Source organism: Siminovitchia fordii DSM 16014 = CIP 108821 (genome assembly GCF_000374565.1).
GTDB classification, from domain to species: domain Bacteria; phylum Bacillota; class Bacilli; order Bacillales; family Bacillaceae_C; genus Siminovitchia; species Siminovitchia fordii.
Window position 1 is genome coordinate 56991 of the sequence record NZ_KB894702.1, and the last position, 18249, is coordinate 75239.

Below are 18249 nucleotides of genomic sequence, written 5' to 3' on the forward strand. Positions count from 1 at the left end.
AAAGTGCATAAGCTTGTGCGTTTTCATTAGACATTTATTTTGTAGGTTTCTTTATTCTGCTATTTAGGAAAAAAGACTTGTGAAATTATGAGCAGGCAAAGTTCTCTTAATATCCTCTGTTAAAATTTTAAAGAAAAGAAGGGATCCACGTTGACCTATCAAAAGCGTGTACCGCTGTTGATGCTGCTAGATTCCGTCATCGTTCTGTTTTCAATCTATGTCGGTTATTTTATTTTGCATCCATATTTAAATTTTTATAATTCGAAATTATTATTAGTAAGTTCGCTTATTTTGCTGATCAGCCACCATATATTTGCTTTCCGCTACCGCTTGTACCACAAGGCATGGGAGTATGCAAGCGTTGGAGAACTAGTTACAATCACAAAGGCCGTGACTTTTTCCATCTTGACAGCGGCAGTCGCTCAACTAGTTGGTGCTGGCCATGTACATGTCCGTGTTTTATTCCTGACTTGGATGTTACATATGCTTTTAATCGGCGGATCACGGTTTTCTTGGAGAATGTACCGTGACCGATACATCAAGCCGATAAATAAAAAAGCAAGAACACTCATTGTCGGTGCCGGAGCTGGTGGAACAACTGTTGCTAGACAACTATTACATAACAACGATGTAGAGTTGGATCCTATTGCATTTGTGGATGATGACCCGAGGAAATACATGTTGGAGATGTACGGAATCAAAGTATGCGGGACCATCACAGACATACCGGGAATTGTAAAGAAAAAAGGGATTGAGAACATTATCATCGCCATCCCTTCTCTCTCCAAAAAAGAGGTGCGCCGAATCTATGAGATTTGTGCAATAACTGAAGTGGAAATCAAAATCATGCCACTATTGGAAGATGTCATGACGGGCAAAATTGAAGTTAGTTCACTACGAAATGTCGAAGTAGAAGATTTGCTCGGGCGTGATCCGGTGGAATTGGATATCAGCAGCATTTCAGAGTCTATTACAGGTGAAACGGTGCTTGTTACAGGAGCAGGTGGTTCGATCGGTTCTGAAATCTGCCGGCAAATATGCAAATTTACTCCAAAAGAAATCATCCTGCTTGGACATGGGGAGTATAGCATTTATAACATTGATATGGAACTGCGCCAGGAGTACGGAGTACATATAGGGATTATTCCGGTCATCGCTGATGTCCAGGACCGTGAAAAAATGATGGAAGTCATGGAACAATATAAGCCTAGTGTGGTTTACCATGCTGCTGCCCATAAACATGTCCCACTTATGGAAGCCAATCCAAAGGAAGCTGTAAAAAATAATATCTTTGGAACAAAAAATGTGGCAGAGGCAGCAGAGGCGTTTGCTGTCAATACATTCGTCCTTGTTTCAACCGATAAAGCCGTTAACCCTCCAAATGTAATGGGAGCCACCAAGCGGATTGCCGAAATGATCATCCAAAATATGGCGAAGGAAAGCTCAACGAAGTTTGTCGCAGTTCGTTTCGGAAACGTCCTTGGAAGCCGTGGAAGTGTCATTCCTTTGTTTAAAAAACAGATTGCAGCAGGAGGGCCAGTAACGGTTACTCATCCAGATATGACACGCTATTTTATGACAATTCCTGAGGCATCAAGATTGGTCATCCAAGCTGGTACACTTGCTCGAGGCGGTGAAGTATTTGTATTGGATATGGGTGAGCCGGTAAAAATATCCGATTTGGCGAAAAACCTTATTACTCTTTCGGGTTTCACAGAAGAAGAGATTGGCATCAAATATACCGGAATCAGGCCGGGAGAGAAAATGTATGAGGAACTATTGAATGAGAATGAAGTGCAGAAGGAGCAGGTTTTCCCGAAAATCCATATCGGGAAGGCTGAACCCATAAACAAAGAGGATTTATATTATATGATAAATAAACTAAAAGAAATCTCAGATGATGAAATGAAAGAAACCCTTATAGAGACAGCCAACAAAAAAGGGTCAAGACAACTTCATATTGCCAAATAGTGAGGAGTAAAAACATTTATGAATTTTGCTATTGTAGGCTGCGGGTTTATAGCCAAAAAACACGCTGTAGCCATTGAGAGTATAGAAGATGCGAGGCTTGTTGCTGTATGTGATAAATATCAAGAGGCTATGAATCCTTATGTTGAACAGTATGGTGCAATTCCGTATGAAGAACTAAGTGATATGTTAAAAAGTCATTCTATAGATATTGTGTGCATTTGTACTCCGAGCGGATTACATGCCCCAATTGCTGAGCAGGTTGCTACAGCAAAAAAGCATATTGTACTGGAAAAGCCTATTGCCATGACCATTGAAGAAACAGACAGAATTATAAAGGCGGCAAATGAAAATGATGTAAAGCTGGCTGTTGTGCATCCTAACCGTTTTCGCCCTGTAGTTCAGGAACTCCGATCTATTTTCGAAAGTGGAGCACTTGGTAAGATCAGTCATGCTAATTGCATTGTCAACTGGAATCGAAACCAAGAATACTACGATCAAGCCCCTTGGAGAGGAACGAAAGAGCACGATGGTGGTGTGTTAATGAACCAGGCTATTCATAATCTTGATTTGCTTTTATGGTTCATGGGAAAGCCAGTAGAAGTTTTCAGTATGGAAGCAACTAGGTTACGTAACATTGAAGCTGAGGATGTATCGACTGGAGTAATCCGCTTTGAGTCTGGAGCACTGGCTAATGTCCAAGCATCGACGACCGTATATCCTCGTAATTTTGAAGAATCAATTACTATTTTTGGCGAAAAAGGTACCGTTAAAATCGGCGGCCCTAATGCTCTTTACTTTGATCATATTCAAATTGAAGGTTATGGAGAAGAAAAAATAAAGTCTATAACAGAAAAAATAAATACCGATCCTTGGGGAATACCGGGTCATCAACGAATTATTTCGGATATCATACAGGCAGTTAAGGAAAATACCCAGCCAACTGTTACTGGAATAGATGGAAAAAATGTATTAGAACTTGTACTTGCTTTCTATGAATCTGCAAGCAAAAATATGCCAATCAAATTTTGAAAAGGAGCGTTCGCATGAGAACGGAAGTTGATACAAAAAAAATGTCAGATGAGTTAATTCAGAAATTAGAAACAAAAACTGCAACCATTGGAGTTGTAGGGCTCGGTTATGTTGGTCTTCCTTTAGCAGTTGAAAAAGCAAAAGCAGGTTATCAAGTCATTGGTTTCGATGTTCAAGAGGAAAAAGTGGTAAAAGTTAATAATGGAGAAAATTATATTGGGGATGTAATTCCAGCAGACTTGGAGACCTTGGTGAATTCCGGGAAATTGTCGGCTACTGCCGATTACTCCTTTATCAAAGAAGTAGATGCCATTGCGATCTGTGTGCCTACTCCTCTTGATATTTACAAGCAGCCGAATATGTCCTATGTAGAAAGCTCTGCTAAAGCAATAGCTGAAAATTTTACAAAAGGAACTCTAGTAGTGTTGGAAAGCACTACATACCCTGGCACAACTGAAGAATTAATCAGACCTATCTTAGAAGAGTCAGGACTTGTTTGTGGGGAGGACTTTTTCTTAGCTTATTCACCGGAAAGAGTAGATCCTGGAAACAAAACATTTAACACAAAAAATACACCTAAAGTAGTCGGTGGTATCACACCAACTTGCACAAAAGTGGCAGCAACAATGTACCGCTCTGTTCTTGATGGTGATGTGCATGAAGTATCAAGCCCTGCTGTTGCAGAAATGGAAAAGATATTGGAAAATACATTTCGAAACATAAATATTGCGCTTGCAAATGAGATGGCTATTCTCTGTAATAAGATGGGCATTGACGTTTGGGAAGTCATTGACGCAGCAGCAACAAAACCTTATGGGTTTATGCCATTTTACCCTGGACCAGGGCTAGGCGGACACTGTATTCCAATTGATCCATGGTATTTGACCTGGAAGGCTCGCGAGTATAATTATCATACTAAGTTGATTGAATCGGCAGGAGAAATTAATGATGAGATGCCGGAATATGTCGTCCGTAGATGTACAGAGATTTTAAATGAAAGTGGAAAATCATTAAAGTCATCGAATGTATTAATATTAGGAATAGCCTATAAAAAAGACATTGATGATTATAGGGAATCACCAGTATTGCCAATTTTAAAGAAGCTGGTTGATTATGGTGTAAAGTGGAAAGCGGTCGATCCATATATTGCAGAATTTAAATTGAATAATACCATTTATAGTACGTCTAAGTTAGACATAAATACTATTAAAGAAGCTGATTTAGTTGTTATTACAACTGAACACTCCAACTTTCCTTATGATGAAATAAAAAAATACGCAAAGGTTATATACGATACTAAAAATGCTATAAAGGAAAAATTGCCAAATGTTAGAGGTCTATAAGAATGAAGTTAATTTTAAACAAAATTAAGAGCAGTCAATTATCCTTCTTAATAGGCTCGAATATTGTTTCACAGTTAATTCTATTATTAGCTTTGCCGATATTAGCAAGGATTTTCAATCCTGAGCAAATGGGGGAATTGTCATTCCTCATTTCTTTATTGTCAATATTTAATATATTTAGCCTTCTAAAGTATGAATTGGCACTACCGCTTGAAAAAAAGCAAAATATATATATTAATTTATTAATTTTAAACATATTAACTTTGGTTATTTTTAGTTTCGTTCTAGCTCTACTTTCGTATGGTTTCCTTTCAATAAATAATATGAACTTATCTCCGTACATTTTTATTTTTTTGCCATTTATTGTTTTTGCAGAAGGCCTTTATAATATTTCTATATATTATGGACTTAGAAATAAATATTTTAATAATATTGCATGGAGTAAAGTAAATAAAAGTTTAATAACATCTACATCACAGGTTACTTTTGGCATATTAAACAACACATCAGTATCGTTAATGTTAGGAGATGTCTTGGGACGAACATTTGGCGGATTTAAATTAATAAAAAAAATATTAACAGAACTAAGAGATAATATTAAACTGATAAAGCCAAGACGAATTAAGTACGCTGCTTTAAAATATATAAAATTCCCCAAATATACCGTCCCTGGCTCTTTTCTTAATGGTGCTACTTTGCATTTATTTCCAGTATTTATTGCGGCATATTTTAATCCATATTTTTTGGGTATTTATACTATAAGCCAAAGAATTACTATAGGTCCTATGTTATTTATTTCACAGGCAGTAAGTCAATATTATATAAGTGCAATAGGTAATTTATCTCAAAAAGAGGATTTTAAAGCAATTAAAAAAGTTTTCGTGAAATTCACTTTTTATCTTTTTTCTTTGAGTTCTTTAATCGCATTGATAATATATGTGAGTGCAGATTTTATTGTGAGCAACTTACTAGGAGAACAATGGAATGAAGCTGCTGGAGTTATTAAACACTTGTCTATTTTGTTAGTTTTTCAGTTTACAGTTAGCCCACTTTCTCAAACATTGAATAGCATTAATAAACAAGAACAACAGTTTTTGTTAGATTTATTAAGATTTATTTTAGTTGTAATTGTTGCTACTAATACTTTATACTTCGATCTACCTTTTAAAGAGACTATCAAATTTTATGTATATAGTATGAGTATAAGTTATTTAATTAATTACATATTTACATGGAAAAATATAAAGAAACAGGTTGAATCTCTTAATAATAGATGATCTTATTTCGGAAAAACTTTAAAGGTGGTGAAGGTGTCATAAATAAATTATACCTCTTTAAAAAAAATGATCTATTAATAATGGCATTGCCGTTGTTATTTGTTTTAATGCCTCGTCCAAGTGGGGAAAATATACATTTTTTTACCTATCCTTTAATTTGGATTATATTATTAATTTTAGTAGTATCACTTAAAAAACAAATAGAATTTGATAACCATATATTTAAATCAATAACAGTGCTTTTAAGCTTATCTTTTTTTATTGCTTTATCAATTTTGTCAAATGCGAATGATCTTTCTTTTAATTCGTTCACACATATATTTAAACCTATATTTTTTATAGTTATTTTATTTTCAAGTTATCACTTTTCTAATTTATTTACTTTAAAAGAACTTGAAAGACATTTATTGAATGTAGCATACTTTTTATTATTTGTTCAAATTATTGTTGGTGTGACACAATTGTTCGGTATTACTACATTCTCTCCACTTTACAGTATGGACAAAACCAGGCCGTTAGGAGCTTTGGTTAGAATTGCAGGAACGATGTATAATCCCAACTTATTTGCTTGGGTAATAATCCAGATAGCTGTGATTATCATGTTGTTTGAGGATAAAAAAGTAAAAAAGCTTATTTTTATATTTTTAAGTGCAGTTTTGGTGTTATTATCTGGCTCTCGTTCATTATTAATTTTATTTCCGGTAGTTCTTTTGTTTTGTAAGTTCTTTTTAGAAATTAAATCTTTAAAGTTAGCCTTATTTAGGTTTCCAAAGTATATTATTATTTTGTTATCATCATTTTTACTTGTATATTGGTTCCTAATCAAATATGGATCGTATTTCCCCTACCTAAATCAATTATTATTAATATTGGAAACAAAATCATTGTCCAGTGTTAATTCTTTTGATTTTAGAACTATCATGTGGGAAGATGCGCTAAGTGTTGCAAAAAGTAAGGGTTTAATATTTTCTTTAATTTTTGGCATTGGACCGGGTATTATTAATGTATTGGATAATGATTATCTATATGGGATCATTAATTATGGGTTAATCTACTCACTTGTTACATTAATATTCTATTTAGGAGCTAGCATCTATTTTTTAAAATCACCTCACATTAAAATCAAAGTGTTAGGTATTCAATATGTTTTTTTCTCTTTACTATTAGGCTATCAATCAGACACATTAAACGGTTGGAATTACCCTGTTTTTTTCATGTACTTTTTAGGGATCTGTCTATCGCTATTAAAGCAGAACAAAAGTTAAACATTTTGGCAACAATAATATTAAGGGAAGGTGAGGATCACCCTTAAATGAATATTTTGCATTTGTGCTCTTATTATATTGGCAACAAGCTTTATAAAAATTTATTCCAAGAATTATCTAAGGATTCTTCTCTCAATCAAGAAATTTATGTCCCAGTTAGAAACAGAGAGTTAGTCAATAAAAATTATTTTTTTCACCCTAACGTCAAACTCTATTATGACAACATACTCAAACAAAAACACAGATTTTTATATAAAGAAAAAATTAAAATGCAAACTGCTCGAGTACAAGGTTATATAAAAGATATGTCCTCCATTAATATTATGCATGCTCATACATTATATAGTGATGGAGGAACTGCCTATCAATTAAAAAAGAAGTTTGGCATAAAATACATTCTTAGTGTAAGGGGTACTGACATTAATGTCTTTTATAAATTCGGATTGCACTTAAGACGTTTTATTATGAAAGTTTTACTAGATGCTGAATCTATAATTTTTATATCAAATGCATACAAAGAAAAAACATTTAATCTATTGCCAGATAAATTTGTAAAAAAGATCAAAAATAAAGTACACGTTATTCCGAACGGAATTAGTGATATTTGGTTCAACCTAAAACCAGAAATCAATAGAGTCACATCAAAAAACCAATTGCTATTTACTGGAACTATTGATAAGAACAAAAATCTAAAAACTGTTTTAAAAGCAATGGTGGAGTTAAATAAAAATGAGGAGCACTATTATTTACATATAGCAGGAGATGGTCCTTTAAAGGAAAAGCTAGAGAGGTATTCGGAAAGAAAAAAGATAGATAAATACTTAACTTTTCATGGGCAAATAAACAGTAATAAATTGATTGAATTAATGGACCAAACAGATGTATTTGTATTACCTTCGAAACAGGAAACCTTTGGGATTTCATATATTGAAGCCTTGTCCAGAGGGGTCCCGGTTATTTATTCTAGAGGGCAAGGGATTTATGGATTATTTTCAGAGGGACAGGTTGGATATGCTGTAGAACCTATGAATGCTAAAGATATAGTAACAAAAATAAAATTAATTCAAAATAAAAAAGATTACATCTTAAATAATTGTAAGGCTTGTTCAATCCAATTTACTTGGAGTAAGGTTGCTGAAAAATATAAAAACATTTATGAAAAACTCATATAAGTTTTAAAAGGTGGAGTGCTATTTTTAATGAATATTAGAATGTTAGATTTATCAGGTCAATATAAAACTATTAGTAAAGAGATTGTTGAAAAGCTTGATGAGGTTATAACGTCATCTCAATTTATTTTAGGCGAAAATGTAAAAAAACTGGAATCCGATATTGCACGATTTAGTAATGTCCACTACGGAGTGGGTGTTGGTAATGGCTCTGACGCTATTCATATCGCTCTTCAAGCTGCCGGTGTTGGAGAAGGGGACGAAATCATAACTTCTACTTTTACCTTTTTTGCAACGGGTGGAGCTATTGCAAGGGCCAATGCAACACCTGTTTTTGTAGATATTGACCCAACTACATTTAATATTGATCCAGAAAAACTAGAAGCAGCTATTACGAGTAAAACAAAAGCAATTATCCCAGTTCACTTATACGGACAAATGGCAGATATGGAGGCTATTAATGAAATTGCATCCAAACATGATCTAGTTGTAATTGAAGACGCTGCACAAGCGATTGGAGCTAAACAAAATGGAAAGACCGTAGGAGAATTAGGAACAGCAGCTACGTATAGCTTTTTTCCTACAAAGAATTTAGGAGCATATGGAGACGGGGGAATGATTGTTACGGATAACGAGGAGCTTGCAGAAAATGCAAGAGTAATCCGTGTGCATGGAAGTAAACCAAAATACCATCACCACGTCTTAGGTTATAATAGCAGGCTGGATGAACTACAGGCAGCTATTTTAAATGTAAAGTTCCCTTATTTAGATAAATGGTCAGCGGCACGACGTGAAAGGGCAAATTATTACACCCAAAACTTGAATGATAAGTTAAATGGTGTAGTGACCACCCCTATAGAAAAAGAAGGGAATTATCATGTATATCATCAGTACACATTAAGGGTTCCTAACAGAGATGATTTGCAGGTATATTTGAAAGAACAAGGGATTGCTACAATGATTTATTATCCAATTCCCCTTCATATGCAACCAGTGTTTAGTAGTTTAGGCTATTCAGAGGGAGATTTACCACACGCAGAAAAAGCCGCTAAGGAAGCATTGTCATTGCCTATGTATCCGGAACTCGAAAAAGAAAAGCAAGACTATGTAATAGACAAAATAGTAGAATTCTATGAACAGTAATAAAAAAATAGTAAACTAAAAAACCATCAGACAATTTTTTGATGGTTTTTTTGTTGGGAGAGAGTAAAATGACGTCTTCTATACAACTTGGACAAAATGTTATTATTGGACAGAATGTGGTTTTTGGAGAGAATATCATCATAGGGAATAATGTAGTTATTTATGATGGAACGCAAATTGGAAATAATGTAATCATCCAAGATAATGTAGTAATTGGCAAGCAGCCTACCAGGGCAAAGGCATCTATTCTTCCTGAAACAAAAAAATTGCCACCTACAATTATTGGCAATGGAGTAACTATTGGTACCTCTTCTATCATATATGCGAAAGCTGAAATTGCTGATGAAGTTTTCGTTGCGGACCTAGCTACCATTCGTGAACGTGTTGTTGTAGGTGAACGAACGATTGTTGGACGGGGAGTTGCTATAGAAAATGATTGTAAAGTTGGATCTAGATGTAAATTAGAAACAAATTGCTACATTACTGCGTACTCAGAATTAGGAGATCATGTTTTTATTGCCCCTTGTGTAGTTACAACTAATGATAATTTTATGGGAAGAAGTAAAGAGCGCTTTGACAAATTCAAAGGGGTCACGGTTCAAACAGGGGGGCGCATTGGAGCAAATGCAACTGTACTACCTGGAAAAGTAATTCACGAAGATGGGACTGTTGCCGCTGCTAGTGTTGTGACTAATGATGTTCAAAAGGAAGATCTAGTAGTAGGGTCACCTGCAAAAAAAATTAGAAATGTACCTGAAAATCAACTGCTAAGGAATCAAGGGTGATGTATAGGTGAACATATGGATATTTAACCATTACGCAATTAGTCCCGCATCAAGTGGTGGTACCAGGCATTATGACCTTGCGAGAGAACTTGTAAAGAGTGGACACTCAGTCACTATTTTTGCCTCATCCTTTAATCATTTTACACGCGAAGAAACAATATTTACGGATACGGATGAAAATTACAGCCACCAAATTTTAAATGGGGTTGAATTTGTTTGGATTCGGACACCATCTTATGGAGGTATTCAGGCTAGGGTAAAGAATATCCTAAGTTATTCTTTTAAAAGTTATAATTATGCTCTGAAAGTACTAAGAAATACTAAACCAGATCTTGTTATTGGTTCAAGTGTACATCCATTAGCTGCTTTAGTTGGTTATAAGATCTCTAAAAGAATTAATTGTTTATATTATTTTGAAGAACGTGACCTATGGCCGCAAACATTTGTGGATTTCGGAAAAGTCTCTGAAAAAAACCCCGTGGTTAAAATGCTTTATAAGCTTGAGAAATACTTATATACAAAGGCTGATAGGATTATAGTACTATTCGATAAAGCCCCTGCTTATGTAGAATCAAAAGGAATATCAAAAGAAAAAGTAGTTTATATACCTAATGGAGCTGAATTAAACAGATTTAAAACCCCTAGACAAACAAATGCAAGAGAACGAATTTTTAAAGGGTTAGAAAATAAGTTTAAAATTATATATTTGGGATCTCATGGCATAGCTAACCATTTAGATCCTGTAATTGACTTGATAGAAATGTTAAGAGAAGTTGAAGATATTCATCTTTTGATGGTAGGAGATGGACCTGAAAAAGAAAGAATCCGCCTAAAGGCTATAGAAAAAAATGTTCGTAATGTTTCATTTCATTCTTCTGTACCAAAAGAAGATGTACCCGGGATATTATGCGAGGCTGATTTAAGTATTATTTCTATGAAAGACTCCCCTTTATATAAATGGGGGTTTAGTATGAATAAGTTATATGATTATATGGCTGCAGGACTTCCTGTTATGATGGTAGCGAACCCATCTACAGTTGGTAATTTTAAAGAAGTAAGAGGAATTCACGCTTCCCAAAACCTAAATATCCTATCGAAAATAATTATGGATTATAAAAACGATAGAGATAAAATGCGGTACGACAGTCATCAGTTAAAAAACTACGTTTCTTCCTGGTATTCATGGGAAAAGCTTTCAGCTCAGTTGCAAAGGGTTATGGAGGCTGATCTTGAGAGATACAATCAAAACTAGATAGCTAAAAGGTAGTTAGTTAATAAATAAAATATTTAACAAGCATGTAAAATGAATGGGTGTTATAAATGAAAGTTTTCTTGGATATCACATGTTCAATTATCGGTTTAATCATTTTATCTCCAATTATTGCTCTTACAGCAATTTTAGTTCGAATTAAGCTTGGATCTCCAATTATTTTTAAACAGCAACGTCCTGGTCTAAACGGAAAACCCTTCTTTGTTTATAAATTCAGAACGATGACAAATGAACGTAGTGAAAATGGTGAGTTATTGCCTGATCATATACGCCTTACAAAATTTGGGCGTTTTCTAAGAAAACTGAGCTTGGATGAATTACCTCAACTGTTTAATGTTTTAAAAGGGGATATTAGTTTAGTTGGTCCGCGCCCTCTTTTAATGGAGTACTTAGACCTTTACACACCGGAACAAGCACGGCGACATGCTGTTAGACCAGGGATTACTGGTTGGGCACAGGTTAATGGTAGAAATGCAATTACATGGGAAGAAAAGTTTGAATTAGATGTTTGGTATGTAGATAACCGTACATTTTGGTTAGATCTTAAAATATTATTTTTAACAGTATTAAAAGTATTTAAGTCTGAAGGCATCAACCAAGCTGAAAATATAACGATGGAGAAGTTTACTGGGACGGATGGCGTTCATAAATGAAGAAGATAGTAATAGTAGGCCAAGGTGGGCACAGCAAAGTTATAAAAGATATCATTATTGCTTCAAAAGAATATCAAATTTACGCTTTATTGGATGATAAATACGACAAACCTACACAGAAGGATAAAATTATTTACGCTCCTATCTCATATGCAAATGTTTTATGTAGTGAAAAGGAGATTTACTTTAACATAGCGATCGGGGACAATAGTGTACGAAAGAAAGTTGGAAAGATGTTGGATGATATAGGAGTTCAATTTGCTATTTTAAAACATCCTACTGCGGTTATTAGTCCATCAGTTGAAATTGGTAGAGGGTCGGTTATTATGCCTAACTGTGTTGTCAATGCAGATACTGTAATTGGAGAGCATGTCATAATCAACAGTTCTTCAGTTATTGAACATGATAATCAAATTAATGGTTATGTTCACATTTCTCCAAAAGCCGTATTAACAGGCAATGTATATGTAGGGGAAGGTACCCAAATAGGTGCTGGTGCTACTGTCATTCCTAATATTAAAATTGGAGATTGGTCGATGGTAGGTGCAGGTGCAACCGTTGTAAGTGATATTCCTTCCAAAGTTACGGTTGTTGGAGTACCTGCTAAAATCATAACGTAATATTATTAGATTGAGAGATGAGAATATGTCTAATCAATTGAAAATCCTCCTTTCCCCTCCTCATATGAGTGGAAATGAACAAAAGTATATAAATCAGGCGTTTGAAACGAACTGGATTGCTCCTTTAGGTCCTAATGTCGATGCATTTGAACATGAATTGGCACATTATGTTGGTTCAAAAGGAGCGGCTGCTGTAAGTTCCGGTACTGCTGCTATTCATTTAGCGTTGGAGCTGTTAGGAGTTGGAAAAGGCGACAAGGTGTTCTGCTCAACATTTACATTTATAGCGAGTGCTAATCCCATCCTTTATCAAGGTGCGGAACCAGTGTTTATTGATTCTGAACCAGAAACATGGAATATGAGTCCAGTTGCATTACAAAAAGCATTTTCTGATGCCAAGAAGGAAGGCAAACTTCCGAAGGCAGTGATAGTAGTAAACTTATACGGGCAGAGTGCGAAAATGGATGATATTGTTAGCCTATGTGAGAGTTATAATGTTCCAATTATTGAAGATGCGGCTGAATCCTTGGGATCACTATATAACGGGAAAAAGAGTGGAACCTTCGGGAAGTTTGGAATATACTCTTTTAATGGTAATAAGATTATTACTACCTCAGGAGGAGGTATGCTCGTTTCTAACGATGAAGAGGCTCTTCAAAAAGCTAGATTTTTGGCTACACAGTCTAGAGACCCAGCGCCGCATTATCAACATAGCCAAATAGGTTACAATTATCGCCTAAGCAATATTTTGGCAGGAGTCGGACGCGCTCAATTAGAAGTTTTGGATGATCGTGTGTCTGCACGACGCAAAATATTTGAAACCTATGTCTCAAACTTGGGATCAATTGAAGGAGTTGAATTTATGCCAGAACTGGAAGGTACTTTTTCTAACCGCTGGCTCTCTACTTTGCTGGTTGATCCAAAAGCAATTCCAATTACACCATATGAAATAATTAATGCACTGGGAGAAGAAAATATCGAAGCCCGTCCATTGTGGAAACCGTTGCACTTACAGCCATTATTTAAAGGGACTGATTTTTATTCACACAATGATAATATTGTAATATCAGAGGTTTTATTCGCAAGGGGTCTATGTCTTCCTTCGGGCTCTAATATGAAAAAGGAAGAACAGGACCGTGTTATCAATGTAATTAAGCAAAAGTTCAATGAATTGACTATTACAAGTTAAGGGTTTTTTAAATCAATGAATAGAAAAAAGCTAGTAATACCTTTACTTTTATTGTTATTGTTGTTCGGATCAGTAGCTATACTAAATAACAAAAACTTAGATAAAGATAGCGAAGAACTAATTACTCCGAAACTATACGATGATTTGTATATAAAATCATCCTGGTCAATAAAAAATTTTCCTCAACAAGGAAAACAGTTTAAGGGGCATGAGTATGCGTGGGGCTGGAGCTATGTTGCTAATTCTTTAATGGAAATGTACAAAGCAACAGGCGATGAAAAATATTTGGGCCTGCTCGTTCCGCAAATTGAGTATGTTTTTTCACAAACAGACGAGAAGTTAAAAATAGAAAGTTTTACGAATTCTGGTTTATATTTACCTGCTTGGTCAGATGGAGGGTATTATACAAAAGGTAGATTTAATTATACTTATCCTGTTCATACAGGAATGATCATTATCCCTGTATTAAGGTTTGTTAATATTGTTAACGAAGATAACATTATGAAATACAAAGAATCTGCAAGTAAATTTCTGAAAGAAAGTGGAAGGGCCTTAGCCATTCATAATCAGCCTGGTATGTGGAGAGATATTTCCCAGACTGAAGGCTTTTATTACGGTCATCCATATGGAGAAGGGGTTGTTTCAGAAGCTAATAAAATTGGAGTCCCTAATAGAATATTTGCATACCTAGCTGCTTGTGGCCTCTATGATAAGCTTTCTGGAGAAGGAAAATATACTAATCGAATTGAAAAAAGTCTTCGTTATTTTAAGAATTCGTTGGTCAAATATGATAAGGAGCATGATTCATATTATTGGAGTTACTGGGATAACCATAATGCTCAGAACTGGGAAGATATCAGTCATGGTGAACTCACTACATATGGGATATACCTTCTCCATGAAGAAGCTGGCTTTAAAGTCTTTAGTCAAAAAGAGATGAAAAAATTTAAGAATATCGTTTTTAAAATAGTTGATAACCAAAACCCTCCCAGGGTAAGAAAATATATTCATGAAAAAAATGATGAACAACAAATTTATTATACCCCAAAAGAAAATGACTATTACTTTTCAGCACTAAGATGGTCTTTTTTAGGTTTGTATGATGAAAAGGTATTAGATGATTTAGAGCCTATTTATGAAGGAATTTACTACAAAGAAGGATTCTCAAATAATGATTTGTATTCTATTGCATTATACTTATCTACAAAAAAGCACTTAAATAATTAAACTGTTTTTTGTGGACATACGTCAATAGAAAATAGACTTTGTTTAAATGTCAGATTAAGGTAGAATGGAATAACTTTATTTGGTTAATGGGTAGTCACTGCAATCCATATGGAAAGAGGACATTCTCTGACAGGAGGAGACATGAAAATGACAGCTAAACAGCTGAGACTGTCCTTGACTTCTTAATTCGAAATTTATATCGATTTGTTCACCTTATAAGCATCCTCTACTGTGCGAGGTGACTGATTCTTCTATGGTCAGTGACTGTTTCTTAGTCAATTTAATGTTGGACCGATTTGTACGAATTTACATTGTTCATCATTACTATCTAGTATAATTAGAAGACAAGAATTATAAATTTTAAAATTGGAAGGGAAATACATATGGGCCGAACAAAGAAAAAAAGAACCTGGTTAAAAGTTATTCTTTTATTAATTCTAATAGGCATTGTCGGGGTAGGAGCATATGGTTACTCCATCTACCATAATCTTCAAAAGACGGCGAAAAGTGTACACGCTCCACTTGATCGTGAGCCCGTAGTGGAAAGACCGTCTGACCTTGAGTTGAAGAAGAAAGAGCCTTTTTCCGTACTGATGCTTGGCGTTGATGAAAGAGAAGGGGACAAAGGCCGCTCAGACACAATGATTGTCATCACAGTTAATCCTGAAAAACAATCAATGGAAATGCTGAGCATTCCCCGTGATACCCGCGTGGAGATTGTTGGAAAAGGGTTTGACGATAAAATTAACCATGCTTATGCTTTCGGTGGAATAGAAATGTCTATGAATACAGTTGAAAAATATTTGGATATTCCTATCGATTACTATGTAAAGATGAACATGGAAGGTTTTGAGGAAATTGTTGATGCTGTTGGCGGAATCACGGTCAATAATGATTTGGACTTTTCTGTGAGTGCTACGCATTTTCCAAAAGGAGAAATCTCCTTAAACGGTGAGGAAGCTTTAAAATACAGCCGTATGCGTAAAGAGGATCCTCGCGGCGACTTTGGCCGCCAAATGCGGCAGCGCCAAGTCATTCAAGGTGTCATCAAAAAAGGAGCGAACGTTTCTACCTTATGGAAGTACGATGATATGCTGAAAGCTGTCGGCAACAACGTAGAGACAAACATCTCCTTCGATGAGATGAAGAGTATTCAGAAGAACTATAGTGAAGCACGAAAACATGTTGAACAACTGCAAATCGAGGGAAGCGGAGCAAAAATTGACGGCATTTGGTATTATATCGTTCCTGAAGAGGAGCGCACAAAAATCCAAAACCGTTTGAAGGAACATTTAGGGTTATAAGGAAAATAGATACTAAGAGTAGTAAATAGATCAGGCGAGAACATAAACTCGCCTGATTGCACATTTAAGGACGTTTTTCTTATAGGAAACTACTGATTGCCCGCTAAAGTGCTCAAAATATGAGTTCCTAAATACTCCAAGATCTGTGAATACCAACCACAGATACCCATGAATAAACAGCAATCCAATTTAACTCTAATATTTTCCGCCATTTCAATCATAGAATAGCTCTTTCGACTCTCTCAAGAAAAAACAGGATCTGCTTGTACAGATGATCTTTAGCATGGTTTCATTTCTGCTCTAGTCCAAATCTGATATATCGTGTCATAATCAATAGAAATGCTTTTTAAACACTTATACGACGTTAAACCATTAGTTTATTGATTATTTGAGGCTTGTCGTATTAGTTAATGTTGTAATGGATAGATCTTGTTTTTCATTACGGAATAATCCGGCATAACTAAGTGCCCCAATGAAAGGAAACAGAACCAAGAAGAGTAGGGCAATATTATAATTTCCTCCAGTACTGTCCACTATATAACCCATGATCGTTGTTACAAATCCCCCTACAATATTCAGTACCCCCATAATTCCAGCAGCTTTACCTGTATCTTTCGGATTTGAATATTTAACAATTAAAAGTTGGCTAACAAGCAATTGGCTGGCAACACATGCCAATGCAATGCCAAGCATAACTGCAGCGATGATTGCATTTGATATTAATGAAGTGGTTAATAGGGAGCATCCGCATATTATAAAAATAATAGCTCCGATCAATGCCGGACGGCGTGTTTTATCTATTATGATTCCACATATAAATACGGCAATGATCGCCATAAGCCATGACAATGAGGTTAACGATCCCATTTCAGAGGAGGAGAATCCACGAGCTTTCTCTAAATAGGTTGGCATCCAAAAGCTGATTCCGTAAAATAATACTGTAATCATCAAAAAGGCAAGGCATACCAACCAATAGCGTTTATCTTTCAGAAAATTACTCTTCAATTGGACTTCTTTTGACTTTGCTGTTTTCCCACTTTCTATATACTCCAGTTCTAAACTGTTCACAGCATAGTGCTGCGCGGGTGTATCGCGTGTAAGGAAGATGATAAGAGGCAGGTTAATCAATAAGGAAAACCCAGCCAAAGCAAAGAAAGAGACTTCCCAACTTGATATAGAAATGAGCCATACAAGCATGGGAATTCCTAAAGCCGGACCGAGATATTGCCCATATACCCAAGAGGACTGTGCTTTTCCTAATTCTTTTGGATGAAACCATTGCGCAATAAATTTATTTGTCATAGGGAACATGATTCCTTCCCCTAACCCTAAAATGACCCTCGAAGCTATTAATGAACCATAACTGCCTGCTAACCCTCCCATGATTAAGCTCACAGTCCAGATAATCAGTCCTATGATTGCTGTGAATCGCGGTCCAATTCGATCTACAACATAGCCCCAAAAAGCACTCGAAAGCCCGTATAATATTGTAAAGCCTGTCATTAAAAGACCAATCTCAGTTGATTTCCCATCTAACCCCATACTTTGTAAAAAGTCATCGTTTGTTACAATGACCGAGATGCCGACCTTGTCCAAATTTCCAACTGCCCATAGGAAAAAAATAGATGGTGCTATAAAGAACCACCTTGCTTGAGAACGTTTCATACTTCCTCTCTCCTTTGCCTTTGCGAAATAAGTAAAGAATAGGAATGTTTATGGCACACTAGAAATGTAGGAAACGGCAGCTAATTTATGTACATAAAAAAGGCCACTTGCCAACATCCGAAAAAATACATACACTCCTGTTTGGGCATATCTTTACAGGAGGTAGTATAGGAGATGTTAGCAATGGCTGAAGTTAATTATATCAGATACGAAACGAATACAAAAGGTCGCAGCTATGCAGAAGTAGCACGGCAGATGGGGGTAGATCGGCGGACGGTGAAAAAGTATTCCGACATGGAAGATTTCAATCCGGAGAAACCGATCAGACAAAAAAGAATA

General features: G+C 35.5%; 15 protein-coding genes. 14 read left to right on the forward strand and 1 reads right to left on the reverse strand.

All coding sequences use genetic code 11. The features are described 5' to 3' along the window. Positions 1–150 precede the first annotated feature (150 nt). The 14 genes from C509_RS0118190 to tagU all read left to right on the forward strand — a co-directional run bounded on the left by C509_RS0118190 (position 151) and on the right by tagU (position 16245). Complete coding sequence (locus C509_RS0118190; RefSeq protein WP_018708362.1) at positions 151–1971, forward strand: polysaccharide biosynthesis protein; 1821 nt, start codon at positions 151–153, stop codon at positions 1969–1971. Positions 1972–1989: 18 nt separating this feature from the next. Beyond that, positions 1990–3000: a Gfo/Idh/MocA family protein gene (locus C509_RS0118195; RefSeq protein WP_018708363.1), complete on the forward strand. Its 1011-nt coding sequence runs from the start codon at positions 1990–1992 to the stop codon at positions 2998–3000. 14 nt (positions 3001–3014) lie between these two features. Beyond that, positions 3015–4343, forward strand: a complete 1329-nt coding sequence (locus C509_RS0118200) for a nucleotide sugar dehydrogenase (protein ID WP_018708364.1) — start codon at positions 3015–3017, stop codon at positions 4341–4343. A gap of 2 nt (positions 4344–4345) precedes the next feature. After that, a complete protein-coding gene (locus C509_RS0118205; protein WP_018708365.1) occupies positions 4346–5620 on the forward strand; it encodes a lipopolysaccharide biosynthesis protein in 1275 nt (424 codons plus the stop codon). After that, positions 5617–6885 carry a hypothetical protein gene (locus tag C509_RS0118210; protein ID WP_018708366.1) on the forward strand — a complete coding sequence of 423 codons (1269 nt, stop codon included), beginning with the start codon at positions 5617–5619 and terminating at the stop codon, positions 6883–6885. The genes C509_RS0118205 and C509_RS0118210 overlap by 4 nt, the downstream gene beginning before the upstream one ends. Before the next feature lie 47 nt (positions 6886–6932). Then, the gene (locus C509_RS0118215; protein ID WP_018708367.1) at positions 6933–8057 is read left to right on the forward strand and encodes a glycosyltransferase family 4 protein; all 1125 of its coding nucleotides are present in this window, start codon (positions 6933–6935) and stop codon (positions 8055–8057) included. A 27-nt stretch (positions 8058–8084) separates the two neighbouring features. Further along, positions 8085–9197 carry a DegT/DnrJ/EryC1/StrS family aminotransferase gene (locus C509_RS0118220; protein WP_018708368.1) on the forward strand — a complete coding sequence of 371 codons (1113 nt, stop codon included), beginning with the start codon at positions 8085–8087 and terminating at the stop codon, positions 9195–9197. 68 nt (positions 9198–9265) lie between these two features. Further along, on the forward strand, positions 9266–9982 hold the full coding sequence (locus C509_RS0118225) for an N-acetyltransferase (protein WP_018708369.1): 717 nt from the start codon (positions 9266–9268) through the stop codon (positions 9980–9982). A 7-nt stretch (positions 9983–9989) separates the two neighbouring features. Further along, complete coding sequence (locus C509_RS0118230; RefSeq protein ID WP_018708370.1) at positions 9990–11234, forward strand: glycosyltransferase family 4 protein; 1245 nt, start codon at positions 9990–9992, stop codon at positions 11232–11234. A 68-nt stretch (positions 11235–11302) separates the two neighbouring features. Beyond that, on the forward strand, positions 11303–11905 hold the full coding sequence (locus C509_RS0118235; protein WP_018708371.1) for a sugar transferase: 603 nt from the start codon (positions 11303–11305) through the stop codon (positions 11903–11905). Beyond that, on the forward strand, positions 11902–12525 hold the full coding sequence (locus tag C509_RS0118240) for an acetyltransferase (RefSeq protein ID WP_018708372.1): 624 nt from the start codon (positions 11902–11904) through the stop codon (positions 12523–12525). Before C509_RS0118235 ends, C509_RS0118240 begins: the two co-directional genes overlap by 4 nt. Positions 12526–12550: 25 nt before the next feature. After that, the gene (locus tag C509_RS0118245) at positions 12551–13714 is read left to right on the forward strand and encodes a DegT/DnrJ/EryC1/StrS family aminotransferase (protein WP_018708373.1); all 1164 of its coding nucleotides are present in this window, start codon (positions 12551–12553) and stop codon (positions 13712–13714) included. A gap of 15 nt (positions 13715–13729) precedes the next feature. After that, entirely contained in the window at positions 13730–14941 is a 1212-nt protein-coding gene (locus C509_RS0118250; RefSeq protein WP_018708374.1) for a hypothetical protein, read from the forward strand. Positions 14942–15324: 383 nt separating this feature from the next. Next, positions 15325–16245: a polyisoprenyl-teichoic acid--peptidoglycan teichoic acid transferase TagU gene (gene tagU / locus C509_RS0118255; RefSeq protein WP_018708375.1), complete on the forward strand. Its 921-nt coding sequence runs from the start codon at positions 15325–15327 to the stop codon at positions 16243–16245. A gap of 384 nt (positions 16246–16629) precedes the next feature. On the opposite strand, the gene C509_RS0118260 is transcribed toward tagU, so the two are convergent. Further along, positions 16630–17910: an MFS transporter gene (locus C509_RS0118260; RefSeq protein ID WP_018708376.1), complete on the reverse strand. Its 1281-nt coding sequence runs from the start codon at positions 17908–17910 to the stop codon at positions 16630–16632. Positions 17911–18249 lie beyond the last annotated feature (339 nt).

What these genes read in the sequence shown, in the direction of transcription:
- C509_RS0118195 (WP_018708363.1), top strand. Translation starts at nt 1,990, where the DNA reads ATGAATTTTGCTATTGTAGGCTGCGGGTTTATAGCCAAAAAACACGCT.
- C509_RS0118200 (WP_018708364.1), top strand. Translation starts at nt 3,015, where the DNA reads ATGAGAACGGAAGTTGATACAAAAAAAATGTCAGATGAGTTAATTCAG.
- C509_RS0118205 (WP_018708365.1), top strand. Translation starts at nt 4,346, where the DNA reads ATGAAGTTAATTTTAAACAAAATTAAGAGCAGTCAATTATCCTTCTTA.
- C509_RS0118210 (WP_018708366.1), top strand. Translation starts at nt 5,617, where the DNA reads ATGATCTTATTTCGGAAAAACTTTAAAGGTGGTGAAGGTGTCATAAAT.
- C509_RS0118215 (WP_018708367.1), top strand. Translation starts at nt 6,933, where the DNA reads ATGAATATTTTGCATTTGTGCTCTTATTATATTGGCAACAAGCTTTAT.
- C509_RS0118220 (WP_018708368.1), top strand. Translation starts at nt 8,085, where the DNA reads ATGAATATTAGAATGTTAGATTTATCAGGTCAATATAAAACTATTAGT.
- C509_RS0118225 (WP_018708369.1), top strand. Translation starts at nt 9,266, where the DNA reads ATGACGTCTTCTATACAACTTGGACAAAATGTTATTATTGGACAGAAT.
- C509_RS0118235 (WP_018708371.1), top strand. Translation starts at nt 11,303, where the DNA reads ATGAAAGTTTTCTTGGATATCACATGTTCAATTATCGGTTTAATCATT.
- C509_RS0118240 (WP_018708372.1), top strand. Translation starts at nt 11,902, where the DNA reads ATGAAGAAGATAGTAATAGTAGGCCAAGGTGGGCACAGCAAAGTTATA.
- C509_RS0118245 (WP_018708373.1), top strand. Translation starts at nt 12,551, where the DNA reads ATGTCTAATCAATTGAAAATCCTCCTTTCCCCTCCTCATATGAGTGGA.
- C509_RS0118250 (WP_018708374.1), top strand. Translation starts at nt 13,730, where the DNA reads ATGAATAGAAAAAAGCTAGTAATACCTTTACTTTTATTGTTATTGTTG.
- tagU (WP_018708375.1), top strand. Translation starts at nt 15,325, where the DNA reads ATGGGCCGAACAAAGAAAAAAAGAACCTGGTTAAAAGTTATTCTTTTA.
- C509_RS0118260 (WP_018708376.1), bottom strand. Translation starts at nt 17,910, where the DNA reads ATGAAACGTTCTCAAGCAAGGTGGTTCTTTATAGCACCATCTATTTTT.